This is a genomic window from Bradyrhizobium sp. LA6.1 (assembly GCF_040547805.1).
In the GTDB taxonomy this organism is placed as follows: Bacteria; Pseudomonadota; Alphaproteobacteria; order Rhizobiales; family Xanthobacteraceae; genus Bradyrhizobium; species Bradyrhizobium barranii.
Map to the genome: position 1 here is coordinate 643,705 of NZ_JBEPQK010000001.1, position 17,464 is coordinate 661,168.

Annotated in this window: 10 protein-coding genes; 3 read left to right on the forward strand and 7 right to left on the reverse strand. The window is 61.8% G+C overall.

Going from position 1 to position 17,464, the window contains the following annotated elements:
- Positions 1-15: 15 nt before the first annotated feature.
- A complete protein-coding gene (locus ABIB99_RS02870) occupies positions 16-2,514 on the reverse strand; it encodes a tetratricopeptide repeat protein (RefSeq protein WP_354174820.1) in 2,499 nt (832 codons plus the stop codon).
- Between the two features lie 248 nt (positions 2,515-2,762).
- Between ABIB99_RS02870 and ABIB99_RS02875 the strand changes: the two genes are divergently transcribed.
- The gene (locus ABIB99_RS02875; protein ID WP_354174821.1) at positions 2,763-4,109 is read left to right on the forward strand and encodes an oligosaccharide flippase family protein; all 1,347 of its coding nucleotides are present in this window, start codon (positions 2,763-2,765) and stop codon (positions 4,107-4,109) included.
- Between the two features lie 46 nt (positions 4,110-4,155).
- Here ABIB99_RS02875 and ABIB99_RS02880 read toward each other — a convergent pair whose 3' ends face one another.
- The 4 genes from ABIB99_RS02880 to asnB all read right to left on the reverse strand — a co-directional run bounded on the left by ABIB99_RS02880 (position 4,156) and on the right by asnB (position 10,301).
- Positions 4,156-5,394, reverse strand: a complete 1,239-nt coding sequence (locus ABIB99_RS02880; RefSeq protein ID WP_354174822.1) for an acyltransferase family protein — start codon at positions 5,392-5,394, stop codon at positions 4,156-4,158.
- Positions 5,395-5,419: 25 nt separating this feature from the next.
- Positions 5,420-6,805, reverse strand: a complete 1,386-nt coding sequence (locus tag ABIB99_RS02885; protein ID WP_354174823.1) for a glycosyltransferase WbuB — start codon at positions 6,803-6,805, stop codon at positions 5,420-5,422.
- A 534-nt stretch (positions 6,806-7,339) separates the two neighbouring features.
- The gene (locus ABIB99_RS02890; protein WP_346016152.1) at positions 7,340-8,506 is read right to left on the reverse strand and encodes a glycosyltransferase; all 1,167 of its coding nucleotides are present in this window, start codon (positions 8,504-8,506) and stop codon (positions 7,340-7,342) included.
- Between the two features lie 10 nt (positions 8,507-8,516).
- Complete coding sequence (gene asnB, locus ABIB99_RS02895; protein ID WP_354174824.1) at positions 8,517-10,301, reverse strand: asparagine synthase (glutamine-hydrolyzing); 1,785 nt, start codon at positions 10,299-10,301, stop codon at positions 8,517-8,519.
- Positions 10,302-10,808: 507 nt separating this feature from the next.
- Here asnB and ABIB99_RS02900 point away from each other — a divergent pair.
- Positions 10,809-11,786 (forward strand): hypothetical protein, encoded by a 978-nt coding sequence (locus tag ABIB99_RS02900; protein ID WP_354174825.1) that lies wholly within the window; start codon positions 10,809-10,811, stop codon positions 11,784-11,786.
- Between the two features lie 47 nt (positions 11,787-11,833).
- Complete coding sequence (locus ABIB99_RS02905) at positions 11,834-13,219, forward strand: MBOAT family O-acyltransferase (RefSeq protein ID WP_354174826.1); 1,386 nt, start codon at positions 11,834-11,836, stop codon at positions 13,217-13,219.
- 99 nt (positions 13,220-13,318) lie between these two features.
- On the opposite strand, the gene ABIB99_RS02910 is transcribed toward ABIB99_RS02905, so the two are convergent.
- Both ABIB99_RS02910 and ABIB99_RS02915 read right to left on the reverse strand, forming a co-directional pair.
- Entirely contained in the window at positions 13,319-15,088 is a 1,770-nt protein-coding gene (locus ABIB99_RS02910) for a carbamoyltransferase family protein (protein WP_354174827.1), read from the reverse strand.
- A 159-nt stretch (positions 15,089-15,247) separates the two neighbouring features.
- Entirely contained in the window at positions 15,248-17,443 is a 2,196-nt protein-coding gene (locus ABIB99_RS02915; RefSeq protein ID WP_231144457.1) for a glycosyl hydrolase family 28-related protein, read from the reverse strand.
- Positions 17,444-17,464 lie beyond the last annotated feature (21 nt).

Consider the following 17,464-nt stretch of genomic DNA (forward strand, 5'->3'; position numbering starts at 1 on the left):
TTGCGGGTGCGCTTGTCAGACGGTGGTTCCCGGCACCCGGACGTGGTCCGGCGGCAATCCCGCCATGTGCCGCTCCATCATGGCCGCGTATGCCGTCTCCAGATCACGCGTGTATTGCTCCGTGTCGTACAAAGGTGTCGTCAGTCGATCGCGGGCCAGCTTCGCTTTCAGCGCCGCGAGCCTGGCGGGATCGTTCGCCAGTTCGATCGCCAATTGTTCGTAGGCCGCCGGCGTCGTCGTGATCAGTGCGGGCAGGCGGATCGCATTGAGCAAGCTCGCCCCGACACGCGCCGCGAATGTTTCGCCGAGGCAGGTCACGACCGGAAGTCCGGTCCAGAGCGCATCGCTGGCGGTCGTATGAGCGCCGTACGGAACTGTATCGAGGAAAAGGTCCGCGCAACGATGCCGCGCCAGGTGCGCGGAGGTGGGGAGCCGTTGGGCGAAAACCAGACGACGCGGCGCCACGCCCCTTGCCTGCGCCTCTCGACGCAAATTGTCCGCAGCCGTCGGATTGTCCTCGAACAGCCACAACACGCTGTTCTCCACCGCGGCGAGAATCCGCATCCAGGATGAGAAAACGTCGGGCGTGATCTTGTAGTTGTCGTTGAAGCAGCAGAAGACGAAAGCGTCATCCGGAAGGCCGTGCTCGGCGCGGACAGGCATCAGATCTGCAATTGCACGGTCGCGATCGTTTGCCTGATAGCTTTCGGGAAGCCAGGCGATTTTCTCCACGTAGCAATCGTAATCGTGCTCGGGAATCACGTTTCGGTCTGCGACGATGTAGTCGATGAAGCCTGCACCGATGGTGCCGGGAAAGCCGAGATAGTTGACCTGGATCGGGGCGGGACGCATGGCCAAGATGCCGGTGCGCGCGTCCTGGGTATATCCTTTCAAATCGACGAGGATGTCGACTTCCAGAGCCCTGACAAGCTCGGCGATTTGAGTGTCACTTTGCGGTTTGGCGTCGACAAAGCGCTCGAACGCGGCTTCGATCCGTCGGCGCATGTCCGAGCCGTCGTTTGGGCCGACCGAGATGGCGGTGATTTCAAAGCGCGTCCTGTCGTGATGTTCGAAGACGCCCGCCATCAGTTGCGAGGTCGCGTGCTGATGAAAATCCGCCGAGAGATAGCCGATGCGGATGCGGTCGTGAGTGTAGCGCTCGCCGCGCCAGACCGGCGAATTCTGGAGACGAAAGTTGTTCTCGGCCCACGTGCGCGCGCATTGAAGCTGCTCGGCCGATGTGGACGGAATCGCAACGAACATGAACGGTGAGACGAGCTTCCCGCTTCGGACCGATGACCTGACCGAGGCACAACCACTCTCGAAATCCGTCCAATCGCATTGATGCAACTTGACGCGCAAACAGGCGGCGGCCACGGCGGACTGATCCGGATTGAGGTCGAGAGCCCTGTTCCAGGCGACTAAGGCGTCGTCGTAACGTTTCTCGAGGTAGGCGACCTGACCCTTCGCCAGCCAGGCGCTCACCAGGCCGGGATTCAGGACTGTGGCGCGGTCGAGAGCCGCCGCCGCGTCGTGGTGACGGCCAAGGGACAGCAACACAGTCCCGCGCCCGAGCCAGGCCTCGGCGAAAGCGGCATCCGCAGCGATGGCGCGATCGAACGCGACCTCCGCATCGCGCTGACGACCTGATCGAAGGAGAATATTGCCGTGTCCGGACCAGGCTGACGCGAGGTACGGCCCGATGGTGAGCGCACGGTCGTACGCTGCCGCAGCGTCCTCGAGGCGACCGAGATCGAGGAGCGCGTTGCCGCGGCCAGCCCATGCTTCGGGGAGGTCGGGTTTCAGCTTCAATGTGTGGTCCGCGGCAGCCAGAGCTTCGTCGCGCCGGCCCAGCTGGATCAGGGCGTAGCAGCGGCCGAGTGCCGCTGCCGCAAGATCGGGCCGCAGCGTGAGGGCGTTGTCATAGGCCGAGAGCGCGTCGTTGTAACGGCAGGTCGCGAAGTGGATCGTTCCCTTATCGAGATGCGCCTCCGCGAGCTGTGGGTTCAACTGCAATGCCTGGTCATACGAAGCGAGTGCCGGTTCATATTGGCGCGACTTCGCCAGCGCCGAACCCAGCATGATGTGGGCTGGAAAATGCCGGGGGTGATGCGCCAACAGGCGTGTCAGTTGCTCGATGGCTTCGGAATGGCGGCTCAGAGCCAACAGCCCGGCCGAGCTTCCATGTAGAAGTCCCAGGCTGGTCGGCGCGAATTGTAGTCCGTGCTGGCACAGCCGGACCAACTCGTCATGCTCGCCGGCCCGGTGGAGCACGGCCGCGTAGTTCTCAAGGAACTCCACGTTGACCGGCTTTGACTGCAACGACCGTGTCATCAGCAGTTTTGCGCGATCAATATTTCCCGCCGCTGCCTCGGCCACGCCCAGGAAGTGCACGGCGTGAAGATTATTGGGATTGGCATCGATGATGCGTCGATACAGTTTGGCGGCGGCCGCGATGTCCCCCTTGTCATGCAAAGACAGCGCCCGATCCAATATCCGTCGCTCGTCACGCATCGCTCGAACCGCACACTGCCTCAAAGGCCCGATGGCCGGGACGAACTCCCGCTCTGCTTGACCCGACCCCACTCCTTACGTTCCGAATTGCACAAGACTGTGACATCGGCGGCTGTAGCGGCGAGCTATGCGATGATCCGAGAGCTGTCGTCGGACCGGTTATGCGAGGTATCAATTCGTGTAACATTGGTCTACATCGGCGCTGCCAGCCGTAGGTTCAGGTAACGACGCCCGCCCCGGAAGACATCATGGTTGAAACAAGTGTCGCGAGCTCCAACGCCTCGGATGGAACGCGCAGCCCTGCGGCGTCTCGATACGGGCTTATACCAGCGCGTGTCGTCGGCTGGGTGAGAGCCGTCCATGGCCAATGGAGGCGGATTGCCAATATCGGGCTGCTGGTCGCCGGGTTCGGCCTCGGTCAAGGGGCGATATTCATTGTCCAGACCGTACTCGTGGCCGCAGGCGAGTACGAACTTCTCGCAGCATTCGGCACGCATTATTCCTTTGCCATTCTGGGCATCGTCCTCGTTGATGCCGGTGCGAGTACGACACTCGCCCGGGCAGTCGCCCGCTTGCCGAGCGGTCGAGAGGCAAGCGGCGAGGTATGGCGGATATTCTGCGAGACGAGCGCGATAAGGATCACGGTGGCCTTGATCGTCGGTGTCGCTGCAGCCCTGTATGTCTGGCGATTCTCGACTGACGAGTTTTCGCGATGGTACGTCGCCCTTGCGCTCCCCGGATTGCTGCTGTGGGCCGTCAACGGGGTTGGCCTGCTCGACGGCCTGAGACTGAGTGGCATCAGCGGAATCACGGGATCGGTGGCTTACCTGGTCACCGCCGCCGGCCTCGCCTTGGCGGCCCACAAGTCGGCTGCCGCAGCAGGCGCGATCCTGGGCGGCGCCTTTTCCATAGGCTATCTCGTGACGTTGATCGCGCAATGGACGACGCTGGCGCGCAAGGGCTGGTACCCGCGATTTCACAGGGTGACACGTGCGGGCCTGACGAGGGCACTGACGGACGGCTGTGCCCTGTCGTTCCAGATCTTGCCGGGGCAGGTCAACATGCGCGTTCAGTTGGTATTGAGCACGGTCTATCTCGGCGCCGAGACGACCGCCCTTTTCGTGTACGCCAAGCAGATCGTGACGGCATCGACCCAGATCGTAGGGTTCGTGCTGAGGGTGGAATTCCCGAGCCTCGTCGAGAAACTGTCGGCAGCCGGAAAGCAGAGCCTCGGCAATATGCTCGGAGCGCAGAGAATGGCGCTCTATTGCGCGACGATGTTTGCAGTCGGGGTTACCGTCGTCGCCGGCATCGCTGCGCAGGTGCCGGAGTTTGGCTTGCACCGGGCTGCGATTGTCATCGCCGGCTTCGCGCCGACGATATTCACGATGTCGCTGTTGCTGATGATGATGCAGGCCCTGGCGGCGACGGGCGCGTATGGCCTCGCCGCCGGGGCTCTGGCGATCGGCTCGTTGGCGGGAATGCTGGTCAGTTACATGCTGGTTTCCATGCTTGGCGTCTATGCTTTCGTGGCGGGAGAGGTCGTATTGAATCTGGTTGGGCTCTCTGTCGGATATCGCTATCTGCGCCGGTGAGGGACGAGCCGGGACGGCCGAGCCCCGATCTTGTCGTCCTGTGATATCAGCTCACGTCGGCCGGTTTCGGCACCATCGCTATGGGGGGAGCGGAGACTGGCTTGGCTGCAGGCCCCCATGGTAACTGGAATGACAAAGGCCTCAGGAAATTTTCGGCAGCAGCGACGATAACCCTCTTCTTCGCCAGGACCTTCGATTCGACGAGATGCCAGGACAACGCCGCGAACACCAAGCTGAGGACATAAGCCATGGCAAAGCTGAGCAGCCAGTTCCTGTTCTCCGGAAAGAGGTGGACGAGGAGCTGCTGTACCGGCAGTCCATACAGGTACACTCCGTAGGAGTAGTCGCCCGTCCGATTGACGAACGTCTCTCGGAAGTTGGAAAGCCCGACGAAGACGGTGGCGTAGGCGATCGGAATCATCGCCAGATATTGCAGCGCTCCGCCCCAGAGCAGGGCGTAGGAAAGCACGACCGACAGAGCGAAAAGGTCAGCTCGCAGCGGAACCTTGTCCTTGAGCTCGAACAAGGACACGCCGATCAAGAACGCGAGGACGAGAGTCTCGATCTGCACTCTCCCGTCGCCTGCAGACCAGTCCGCCGGCGCATGAATTCCCAGTGCCTGCATTCCCAGCAAGCAGATGAACGTCGCCACGGTGACGAGCGGAACGGTCCGGCGCAGGTGTGCGAGCTGCAGGACGAGCACGGTAGCGAGGATTGCGTAGCAGTACATCTCCGCCGGAATGGTCCAGAGCTGCAGATTCACGACACGCGGCACAGGGTTGTTAAGAAAGACACCAGGCAGATAATATTGGATATCGCCGATGATATTGAGAGGATATGCCCGAAACAGGGGATCACTGAAATACGCGGCCAAGGTGAAGCTGGTCACGAGCGGACCGAGCACCAGCATTGCGAGAAGCGACTCGACACAAAGCGCCGGGATAATACGCAGCACTCTGAGCAACAGAAAGCCGATTGTCGTCTTTGAACGATGCAGACTTCCTGAAACAAGGAATCCGCTAAGGGCGAAGAAAGCCGGCACCACTGCCCAGAGAATTGGCTGGTAGATCGGGGGCTGCGCCACAGAAAACATGCCGACGCGGACCGTCGAGTCAACCAGCGACTTGAAGGTCTGGACATCCGCGCCCAGCGTAAACGTCTTGCTATGGATGAAGAGGACGGCCGTAGAGAGAAGTATCCTGAGGTAGTCGAAGCCTGTTGAATGACCCTCAACGGACTCCATCCGAGCGGAGATGCTTTCTCCCTTGGGCAGCGCGGAAGCCATCAGTACCGATCCCCGTCCAGTCTTGCTAATGCTCAGAGCCGACGCCCCTGGCGCGCGGACGCAAGGGCTCTCTTGAGGGCGGCCACCCTGACGTCTCTGGCCGGCGGCGGCTGCCCGTCGTGACATGTTCGATCGAGCGAACCGGCGTCGCCAATGGCGCGGTGCGCGGAGCAGGTGTGGCGGTCCGTTGCGGAAGGGACATGAATTCGTGTTCGAGCGAACGGATGATCGAGATGCGATCCCATTTCTGTTCGGCGCGTGCGCGCGCGACGGCGCCGAGGCGATCTCGCAGTGCTTCGTCTTCGGCCAGAATCGTGACAGCCGCAGTAAGCGCGCCAGCGTCGCCTGGAGCGATGACGAGGCCAGCACCTTCCACTTCGGACGCGATCCCCGTACCAGGCTCGGTCATCGCGATGAGCGGTCGGCCGGATGCGAGCATGCCGGCCAGCTTGGACGGCAGAACCAGGTCGGATATCTCGGCCTTTTGCGGCAAGAGCTGGATGTCGGCGGTGCTGAGCAGCTCCGAGACCCGATCGAGCGGCTGGAGATCAAGGAAGCGGATGTTGTGCAGACCGGCAGCCATTTGCACCAATGCCGGTTTGACCGGGCCATTTCCGCAGAGAACGAACTTTACCGAGGGCTGGCTGTCCTTCAATGCTGCGGCGGCTTCGATGATCAGCTCAAGCCCCTGCTTGTTCGACATGGCTCCCGAGTAGAGCGCCACGATATCGGTCGGCGCCAGCTGCAGCTCCGAGCGGAGCTGCGTTTGATTGCTTCCCGGCACGACGATGCTGGTATCGATCCAGTTCCGGAACTCACGTAACCTGGCAGGCACGATGCCCTTGTGCTCGAGGCGGCGTACCATCTGTATCGAGATGGTCGAAACACGGTCGAATAAACGCAGTATCCACCGCTCGACCGTACGCATCAGCTTGCGCGTGACGCCGCTGCGGAGCAGCCCGACCTCGAACGCTGCGTCGACTTCGAGGTCCTGAACATGAACCCAGGAGGATGCGCCGGTCATCCTGGCGGCCAATGCCGCCATTGGTGCGGAAAGCAGGGATGGTGCCACCACGAAGACGATATCGGGACGCCACCAGAGCGCGCTCGACAGAACGGGGACGGCTGCCGAAAGCATGAAGGAGGTGTGGTGAAGCAGTCGCTTGAGACCCGAGGGCCGGCTTGGCACGTAGATCGGCGCCCGAATGACGTCCACATCGTTCAGACGTTGATGGCGATACCATCTCGAACGATATCCCGGTGGGATGCTCCAGTCGGGGTAATAGGGCGGGGCGGTGACGACGCGAACCTCGTGTCCCCAACTGGCGAGACTCTCGCAGAATTCGGTGTTGTATTTCGCCACGCCGATCAGATCGGGAGCATAATTTATCCCTATCACCAACACCCGCATGACCGTCCTCATTTTCGGTCCAAGCGAAAGGCTTCGACCGGCCGCGACAAATCCCAGCCCGCCGAGCCGGTTACGGGTTCGGTCGTGGCGCCTGCAGGCCGGAGCGTGTCTTGGGGGTGAAGCCGAGTCCGAGATGATCCTGGATAGGATCGATCTCAGCGAGCATCCTCCTGCGTATTGTTATGTCTGATATCATTTCTTGTGTGACGTTATCGTAATAACGATACGACAAGTAACAGGGGGCGGCGTGGCGCGGCAATCCCGGGAATTGGATCGATCGGTGCAACACACGGCGATCGGAAGCCTGGCTCAGCGCGGGCGGCAAATCCAGATCGGGCCGGGGCGCGGATCGCGGCGGCGAAGTCGGGCGTCGCAGGTGTTGCGAGGCGGCACCGTCACTGCCGGCTACGGCGTTTCGGCAATCTGGATCACGCGTTCCAGATGACGAAAGATCGCGACATGCCAGGGCGGGTCATCGGCAACTTCAGACGTCGATCCGGCCGCCTGAACCGCACCAGATACCGGGTTCTCTCGTCACGAGCGGGGAGAGGCCTGCACCGCACGCACGACATCGATCAATGCCGTCGCCATCCGGTCAACACTGAACCGATCCGCGAACAGATCGTGGGTTCGTCGGCCCATGGCTGCCCGGTCTTCCGGAGACATGGCCAGCCATGCGCGCAGGTTCTTGAGTGTGCCCGCCAGCGAATCTTCGGCGACAAGACCTGCGCCGGCCGCTTGAACCTCGCGCCATATATTGACCTTGTCGGAAATCAGCACGGACAGGCCGCAACCCAGGGCCTCGGCGACCGAGATGCCGAAGTTCTCTTGATGGGAGGGCAGCACGAAGGCCTCGCTGCTGTGGAACGCGCCCCATTTGGCGTCGCCCTGCAACATGCCGGGCCATGAGATGCGATCGGCCACGCCCAAGGCGCGGGTCCGGGCCTTGAGCTGACCGACCCAGCCGGTCTGGTCCGGCCCGGCCATCAGCAGATGCAGGCGAGGCTCCTCGGCCGCCACGTGGGCGAATGCCTCGACAAGCAGATCGCAGCCCTTCTTGGCGTGCAGCCGCCCGAGAAAGAGCAAGACCCGCTTGCCGCGCAACTCGGGATGGGCGGCAAGGAAAGCCTCTCGTAGCGGGGGCGCGTCCTGCGGCGGCAATCGCGTGCCGTAGGACACCACGACCTCCTGCGCCCGGTAGGGCCAAAACGAGCGGCGCGCAAGCAACCGCTCATCCTCGCTCGTGAACAGCACAGCCGCAGCGTCGCGCAGAACTCGGTATTCGGCCCAGGGCCAGTAGAGGCACTTCTTCAGATGTTTGAGCGGATAGTTCTGCTTGAACCACGGATCAAGCATGCCGTGCGTGAACACGACGTAGGGCTGCCTCAGCTCGCGCATGACCTGCCAAACGGCAAAGCTGTGGTACTGCCAGATACCGTTCACAATGACTGCGTCATAACCGCCGGCGTGGGCGCGCAACCATGGCTGGAGCGACGTCGAGAAATGATAGCCGCCACGCGGCGGCCCGAGTGCATGCACGGGTAACGGAAAGGATTCCAGATGAGGCGCCCTGGGATCATCCAGACACGCTACTTCGACCTGGTGACCCATCTCCAGCAGTCGCAAGCCACGCTGGCGCACACCCTCGATGGGCCCGCCATTGCTGGGATCGGCGGAGGAAATGACGTGAAGCAGCCTCACTGGTGTCTCCTCAGGCTGCGGCAAAATGCCGATACAGCGTCATCGCCCAGTCGCGATGCCGCGTGACGCCGCTGCTCGCGCCGGGATTGAGCCACTGATGGATCGGCACCGCAAAGCCGGTCTTGGGCCGGTTCAGCACGCCTTCCGGCAATTCGGGCGCGACGCGCCTGACGATGGTGCGCTTTTCGCTGTTCGCGTCGAAATCCGGAAGCTCCACGAAGTGTTGCAGCAGTTGCAGATCGACCAGGGGCACGCGGATCTCGAGCGAATGCGCCATACCCGCCCAGTCGGCGTCGCGCAGCAACTGGTTGCGCATGTACCACTGCATCTCGAGAGCGGAGACCGCCAACCGGTCGCTCTCCAGACCCTCGGTGCTGGCATCGAGGCGGTTCATGGTCGCGAGCTCCTCCAGGCCATCTCTGGCCATGGCCGGGTCCATCAGCTGCGCGAGCTCCCACGGCATGTGGAGTGCTCGCCGCAACAGATATGCCCCCGACAGGCTGTGGCCGTATTCGACGAGTCCCGCATATTTGGGCGACGGCAGTGCGGAGGCGAAAGGTTGGGCCAGATGCCGCAGCAGCAGCCCGGTTCGTTCGCCGACCGGTGCGCGCCGCATCAGGCTCACTAGGCGCGGCACCTGCCGGAAGCTCGGGTAAGATCCGAACAGCTCGTCGCCGCCGAGCCCCGAGATCGCAACTTTCAGGCCCTGCGCGGCCGCAGCCTTGGAGACGAACCAGACGTTGATGCCGTCGATCGAGGGTTGATCCATCGCGTCGATCAGGTGCTGCCGGTCGCACTCGAAGTCGCGGGCTGAAATCCGATGCAGCGCATGCTTTGCGTGGAGCAGGCCGGCGACTTCGTCGGCCAGTCCGGCCTCGTCGTTGGGGCCGTCGGCATACTCGTTGAAGCCCAGGGTCAGCGTGCGCAACTCGCCGGCGCTCGCCGCACAGGCCGCGAGCATGGTTGAATCCAACCCCGCCGAAAGGAAGACGCCAACAGGCACGTCCGCCACCATGTGCGCGGCGACGCTGTCCCTGACCGCTGCGGCGATCTGATCGAGCGCGTCGTCGGTGCGGGCGCCGGAGGCCGTGGGCAGACGACCCAACGCATCCACGATGCTTGCAAACCGGACCGGCCGTCCGGCGCCCGCGGCGCTGAAGCGCTGCCAGTGCCCAGGCGGCAGCGCGCGGATGCCGCGGTACAGGGTGTATGGCTCGGGTACTGACCCCCACAGCAGGAAGCCGGCGTGGCCCGCCGGTTCGGGCCTCCGGTCCACCGGGGCTTGCAGCAACGGCTTGACCTGGGACGCGAAGCGAACGGTGGCGCCGTCGTCGGCCACGTACAGAGGCTTGATGCCGAACGGGTCCCGGGCCAGCAGCAACTCGCGCCGACGCGCGTCCCAGAGTGCGAAGGCATACATGCCGCGAAGGTCGGAGAACATCTCTTCGCCACGCTGGGCGTAGAGCTTGAGCAACACTTCGGTGTCCGATTGAGTTCGCGTCGCGACGCCGTCGTGGTTCAACCGGGCGCGCAACTGCTGGTGATTGTAGATCTCGCCGTTGAAGCAGATCCAGTTGCCGGTTTCGGGGTCAAGCATGGGTTGCGCGCCGCCTTCGCTCAGGTCGATGATGGCCAGGCGGCGATGTCCGAAGCCGACGCGCCCGTCGGCGGCCATCCACAGGCCGGCGCCATCCGGACCGCGCGCGACCATCGCGTCACGCACGCGCAGAAGCTCGGCTTTGTCGATGGGGGCCGCCTCGGCACGGTATGCGAAGGCGCCAGCAATTCCACACATGGTTCAGCTTTCGGTCAGCGAGGGACGTTGTCATGCACGATGATAATGCGACGGTGCGTTACGGCGCCTTGAATCGTTCTCCCTGCGCAGGCCCTCGCGCAATGTGACGGGGAAGCCCGGACCAGCGGCCGGTTTATCTACTCAATGTTACCGTCTTCGGCAATGCGCTGCACGTATCGAGTGCTGCGATCCCGATATCGTCAAACTGTAATGTTCGTTTGATAGGACCTCGGCTGAAACATAACAGAATGATAACAGGGCTGCATGTTCTCCGCTCCCGAACGCACCACGCCGGCGCATGCGCGCTTGCAGTTTCGGCACGGCGAACGGCCCGTCACCACCGCCGGCACCCGATCATCCCAATGCTCTGTCCCGTGAGTTCCGTCGGATATGTACAAGCCTCGCCGGCGTCAACTCTCTGACCGGATTTCACTGGGCTCAGAGATATCGGAACGAGCTACAGCCACGGTCCGCTCGCCTCTGCCATCTCCGGAGGCCGCATCGGCCGTGAATGCAAAAGAGCCGGCCGCGATCGCCGCTCCGTGGCTCAAATCCGTCGTCGTCTTCGGGCTGTTGTTCGGTGCGGTCTGGCTCTCGCTGTACACCGCCTACGCCATGCTGCCCTTTATCAGGCCGGGCTCGGTCGTCATTGCGTACGCAAAACTGGATACTCTTGTGAAGGGCCAGATGTTCGGTCCGCAAGACCGCAATCGGGTGATGATCTTCGGCAACAGCAAGCTTCTCTCCGCGTTGCGTCCATCCGACCTGGATGCGGCCGTCGGATCCGGCTTCCGATCGTATAACCTTGGGCTGCCCGGCGAAGTTCACTTTCTGCCGATTCTGGAAGCCGCGTTGGAAGCTGGCAATGTTCCCACGCACGTGCTGTTGACGATCCCTTGGGATAGCAGGGGCGTATCCGATAATTTTGCTGATACCCTGCGCAACGATAATTTGTTGGCAAGCACGCTGTTTCCTTTTCGTAATTTGCCCCGTGAAGCAGCGCTGTTCGCTCTTCAGAATCTGGATCGACTGTCCGACGCGCGCCGCGACGTGGAGACCCAGCGCGCTGCAATGCTCCGCGACCGGGGCTGGTACTTCATCAAGTCGCAGAGCCATTACCCGGGCGATCGCCTTCCGGATGACTACGCCCTGCCGACCGATCATCCCACACGTATTGAGCTACGGATGATCCCTGAAAAGTCTCACTCTCGTAATCACCTCGAACGGCTGGCGAGCCAGTATGGCTTCCAGATCATGATTGTTCCGGGCTTCTTCCGCGCTGGCGAGGCTGCTCCGCTGCCAGCCGCTGACGACGCCAGGTCGATGATGATCTCGGATCGGCCCCTCATTCGGGTGTTTGGACCGGACTATTTCATGTATCCGCCAGCACTCTTTGCCGATCCGCAGCACATGAATCCGGCTGGCGCGCGCGCCTACACGGCCGATCTGGCCAAATTGCTGAAGGCCACCGGAGCATTCGACTGATGCTCTTCAACTCTTTCGAGTTTCTGGCGTTCTTCGTAACGTTCCTGGTGGTGTTCTTCTCGTTGCCGGGGCGAACCCAGCCGCTGGTGCTGCTGATCGCCAGCTACATATTCTACATGAGCTGGCGCCCTTCCTTCGGACTCCTGCTCGGATTGACGACGATCGTGGATTACACGACCGCACTCATGATGGCCCGGGCTCGGACCGATGGCGGACGCAAGGTGGCGCTCACCATCGCGCTGTCGATCAACCTGGGCGTACTCGGAACGGTCAAATATCTGGACTTCCTGATTTCGAACGTGCTCGGCGTGGTCGGGCTGTTCGGGTATGTGGTGCCGGATTATGCCCTCGGCCTGGTGCTCCCTTTGGGCATTTCGTTCTACACGTTTCAGTCGGTCGGCTATACGCTCGACGTGTACAATCGCCGGGTTGCCGCCGAGCGCGACTTTATCACCTACGCCCAATATGTGAGCTTCTTTCCGCAACTGATCGCCGGTCCGATCGAGCGTGCGGCACACATGCTGCCGCAGTTCCGGATCACGCATCGGCTTTCCTACCAAAATGTCACCGTCGGCCTGTTGCTCGTCGGCTATGGCCTGTTCAAGAAGATGTGCATCGCCGACGTGGTCGCGTCGGTTGTGAACGGGATCTACGCGAATCCGGCGCAGTATTCCGGCAGTTATCAACTGCTCGCGGCGGTGCTTTTCGCCCTCCAGATCTATTGCGATTTTTCGGGGTACTCGGACATTGCGCGTGGCGTGGCACGCATCATGGGCTTCGATCTCATGATCAATTTCGGGCAACCTTATTTCGCCACCAGCCTGAACGAGTTCTGGCGCCGTTGGCATATCTCCCTGTCGACCTGGTTCCGCGATTATCTGTTCATTCCGCTCGGAGGAAGCCGCGGCAGCGAAGGCTCCACCGCGCGCAATCTCATCATCGTATTCGCGGTCAGTGGTATCTGGCACGGTGCAGCGTGGAACTTCGTCGCTTGGGGCACGCTGCATGGGGTCTGCCTGGTTATCGAACGAGCCTTTATCAGGCTTGCGAAACCGGAAGCATGGCTCGGCGAGCCGGCTCGTCTGCTGCTCGGCTGGGCCTGGATGCTAGCCGTCGTGCTCGTGGGATGGGTCTTCTTCCGGTCGACGAGCGTCGCCAATGCGATCGTCGCCCTGCGGAGCCTGGGCGACTTCGGTCCCATCTCCTATTTCACCCTGAAGATGCTGGATCTCGCGAGCGGCGAACTGGTGATGCTCGCCGTCTCGCTCGCACTGCTGTTCGTGATCGACTTCCACCTGTCGTTTCGGCCGCAGCGCCTTCGTGAACTGTGGGAGGTGCGCTGGCTGCCAACGGCTGCCGGTGTCGCGCTGGCATATTACATCGTGCTGTTCGGCATTTTTGGACATGCCGAATTCATCTACTTCCAGTTCTGATCGCGGCCGACGCCCGGCCGCGAAGGTTGGGCGTGAGTATCCTGATCCGAACAACGAAAAGGGGGCGTCGCAACCGCCCCAATTCACGGCGTCAGCGGCCTACGCGTCCGACAACAGCTTGGCATGCTCGCCTTTCACCACCAGGTACCTGCCAAGGCAGATGGCGTCGAGACCGGTGCGAAGGAAGCAGCTCATGGCCTGTTCGGGTGTGTCGACGATCGGTTCGTTCTCATTGAAGCTGGTATTGAGCACGATCGGTATCCCGGACAGTTCGCCGAAGCTGTGGATCAAGTCGTAGTAGAGCGGATTGGTGTCCCGCGCGATGCTTTGCAGCCGTCCGGTGCCATCGACATGGGTGATGGCGGGAAGTCTCTCGCGCCATTCCGGGCGAAGCTTGACGACATGCATCATGAAGGGACTGAACACATCCTGTTCAAAATAGGTCGATACCGCCGGCTGCAAGATGGTCGGAGCAAAGGGACGGAAGCCCTCCCTTCGCTTGATCTTGGCGTTGATCACATCCTTCATGTTGGCGCGGGTCGGGTCGGCGAGAATGGAGCGATTGCCGAGAGCGCGCGGGCCCCATTCGGATCGCCCCTGGTACCAGCCAACTACTAGTCCTGCGTGCAACAGGGATGCGACCGCCTTCGGAACGTTGCCGGGCGATAGTTCGCGCATGGGAGTTTTGGCCGATTCTGCTGCGCGCCGCATCGTCTCATCCGAGTGAGCCGGCCCCCAATAGGAATGCGTCATATGGAATCGTTCTCGTCCGCCCGCGACATTGTGCCATGTCCACAGGCCCGCACCGAGACACAGGCCGTCATCCGATGAGGCCGGCTGCATATATGCCTGCTGGAAAGGCGTGTCGCGCAACAGGCGCGCGTTCATGACGCCGTTGAGTGCGCAACCTCCGGCATAAACGACCTGCTTGCTCGGGACCAGATTGTGCAGCTTGTTGAAGCAATGCACCGCCACTTCCTCGAAGCGGACCTGACAGGAGCGGGCGATGTCCTTGTCCCGTTGCGTCAGCTCCTCGCCGCGTTGGCGCGGTGAACCGAATTTCTCGATCCATTTGTCGGTGAACAAGCGCAGCATTTCCACGTGATTTCGCTCGTCCATCTTTCCGCTTTCGCCGCCGCGGTGCATGCCAAAGAAGCCCTCGGCGAGCTTGAACCAGCCATCGGGCCGCGTTTGGACGAGTTCTCGCATCGTGTCCGCAAAGCTGTCGACGCCGTATGGCGCGAGCCCCATGACCTTGTACTCTTCGCCATATTCGGCGAAGCCGATGAACTGACAGCATGCCGTGTAGAAGAAGCCCAGGCTGTTCGGAAGGTTGACGCGGTCGAGCACGTCGATCCGTGTCCCCTCGCAGCGCGCCGCCATCGCGCTGGTGAAATCGCCGCTGCCATCATAGGAGAAACCGGCCGTCAGCCCGTCGAACGGCGAGCAGTAGTACGAGCTCGCAATGTGGGACAGATGATGCTCCACGTTGACGACTTTGGCCTTGACCATGTCCGGGGCCTGCCCGGACGCCTCGGCGACCTGCTCGCTGATGCTCAGCTCGTCCTTGGCCCGCCGGATATGCTCAAGCGCCGCTTTGCCGCCCGAAAGCGGATTGCGCAATACATACGAGACCTGGGCCGCGCGATTCTGCGACGGATCGCGCGCGACCGCGATGAAATCCAGATCCTTCGACGATATGCCGCCCATGGCAAGAACCGATTGGATCGCCTGCAGCGGGAAGGACGGGTCATGCTTGATGCGTTTGCCGAAGCGCTCCTCGGCCGAAGCTGCGACCACCTTGCCATCGATGATGAGCGCCGCGGAGGCATCGGGATGGTTGAGGTTGAGGCCGAGAATTGCGGTCATCGGTACAGTCTTTCAGGTTGTGAAGCGGCTGCCGGAGAGGAATTCCGTTCGGCCACAGCGGGAGATCGCAGCCAGAGCAGAGGTTTAACTAACAACGGAACTTATCATTACCGTGACCGATCGAGAGGGAGCGCGAGGCGGGGGCGTTAGCTCGCAGCGCTATTTCTGGATACGCCGTTCTTCGACGTTCCTTCGGCTGAGCCACCACGCGACGCCGCGATCAATCATCAGACCGACCCGTGATGGCCCCATGGTGTTTCCTTCGACGACCACGTCGCGGACGCCGGGCGAGGTCGCGGCAAAGCCTTTGATTTCGATGTGAGCGTCCTGATCGAGGCGATTGCCTCGAACGATCACCGCCTGCACCATCGGCGGCCGACCCGGAGCCTTTGCGGTCTGGTTCGCCTGGACGAGAATTGAAGCCTCATTGGAGAAAATGCTCCGTTCGGGCCCGGCCCGGTAGACGTTTCCCTCGAGTATGTGATTGTCGAGGATCTGAATCCGCCAGCCGGGTTGGAAACTGTCGTAGGACAGTCCGAAGACGGCAAAACCGCTGGTCCTGTTGGATCGATTGCCGGAGATGACATGTCCCAGCGCCGTCCCGTACGTCTGCGCGGCGACGCCCGTGTCTTCGAAGTCATTATCGATGATCAGATAGTTCTGCTGCGCCTGGGTAATTGTGATCTCCGAATTCGAGTCCAGCGCCACCTCGAGCGGTCGATCGAGCACCACCGACAAGTCGGACGGCTTTTTCTCGAATGCTTTGACCCTGGCGTATTGGCCGGCACCGCGCCCGTTGACCACCATGACGGCGGCGCCGGTCCAGTCCGTGCCGGCCGGATACGGATTGGCTGCATCCAGCAGCGACAACCGATCCGGACCAGTGCTGTTCGCGTGTCCGAAATAGAATCCGCCTGGCCCGTCCGACGTCATGGCTTCCCGATCCCAGCCATAAATGGCCTTGAACGTGTTGCCGCCGACGAAGATGTTCTCGGATGCGCTGACCCATTTTGACAGCGTCGATATTCCGCCGCCAGTTCCCTGGAGGTCGGCGGCAGTCACCGTATTGCCTTCAAATATGACCTGACGCGATCCCACGATCGAGTAGGAGCCATAGCGGCCGTTGGTCAGGATATTGCGGGCCACAATCGCGTTGGTTGCCTTGAAGAGGCGAAGCGAATGTCCGGATCCGAGAATGTCGCAATCGGATACTTCGATCCTGTTTCCGCTCAATCGAATGGTGTCGGGAGATCCATCGGGATAGATCCGGCGGAAGTCGTTCATTTGCTGCAGGGTGGCTTCAGCCTCCATGAGACCCCGGAAGGCCGAACCGCGAATGCGAACATGTCGGATGGCGATATCGGCCGCGTCAGGAATAGGGGCGTCGCCGAACTGAAAGCCCCCCGCGATGATGTGCGGGTGGTTCGATGCGTAGATTGTCAGGTCTTCGACCGAGAACTGCGACCTTCCCTGTATCAGTGCGGCCGGAAGCGTTGCCAGACTAGGCCAGACCAGGTTGACCAGATCGATGCGTTCCCCCTGCAATTTGACGCGAGGTGGAATGGCGATCATGTCCGAGATCAGATAGCGCCCGCGCGGAAAGTACACGGTCCCGCCTCCGGCCTGGCTCGCAGCTTCGATGGCGGCCTTGACGGCGCGAGTACAATCAAACTTGCCGTCGCCGTTAGCGCCATACGCCCGTACATCGAAGGATTGCACCGCGTTCGCCTCGGGAGAGCGCACGACGATGCTGCCCACGTCGACCCATTCGGTGTCGCCGCCGTCTCCGTTGGAGAGGCGCAACCGGTAGCGGCCGGGTGAAACCTGATCAGGGATGCGAAACGCACCGCGCCACAGGTCGCCTTTGGTCAGAACGGCTTTCGTCGGTGCGCTCCCGGCATCGGGCAGCATCAACAATTGTGCACGGCTTGCCTGGCGAACGATATTGCGACCGAACACCTGGAGCCAGCCCGACGGCGAGACCTCGTCGCCGAGGTTTCCCTGCGTCCAATAGATTGTTGGCAGGTTGATGCGGCCGCTGAGAGTGCCTTGGGCATGGGTCAGGCTGAAGCGATAGATCCCGGGTGTGAACTGCTCCGGGATCGTGAATTTAAGGGAGAGGGGATTGGCCTGCAGAATCGGAACGGAGGTTTCCTGTCCGCTCTCGCGGGAGGGGCCGTCGCCAATTCGGTCAACCGTCACAGATGTAATCTTGTCGAGCTCGGCGCCGGTGACGAGCACGGTTTCGTCCGGACCGACAGGATCGTTGAACCAGAACATCGCGGACTGTGCGGTTGCCTCCGCCATCCAAAGCAACTGGAATAGGGCAACCATGGCCGCGACACTACGCGTCATGGACCGTGCCCATTGAAATCA

Coding starts and splice junctions, on each gene's coding strand:
- ABIB99_RS02870 (WP_354174820.1), bottom strand. CDS start 2,514: ATGCGTGACGAGCGACGGATATTGGATCGGGCGCTGTCTTTGCATGAC.
- ABIB99_RS02875 (WP_354174821.1), top strand. CDS start 2,763: ATGGTTGAAACAAGTGTCGCGAGCTCCAACGCCTCGGATGGAACGCGC.
- ABIB99_RS02880 (WP_354174822.1), bottom strand. CDS start 5,394: ATGGCTTCCGCGCTGCCCAAGGGAGAAAGCATCTCCGCTCGGATGGAG.
- ABIB99_RS02885 (WP_354174823.1), bottom strand. CDS start 6,805: ATGCGGGTGTTGGTGATAGGGATAAATTATGCTCCCGATCTGATCGGC.
- asnB (WP_354174824.1), bottom strand. CDS start 10,301: ATGTGTGGAATTGCTGGCGCCTTCGCATACCGTGCCGAGGCGGCCCCC.
- ABIB99_RS02910 (WP_354174827.1), bottom strand. CDS start 15,088: ATGACCGCAATTCTCGGCCTCAACCTCAACCATCCCGATGCCTCCGCG.
- ABIB99_RS02915 (WP_231144457.1), bottom strand. CDS start 17,443: ATGACGCGTAGTGTCGCGGCCATGGTTGCCCTATTCCAGTTGCTTTGG.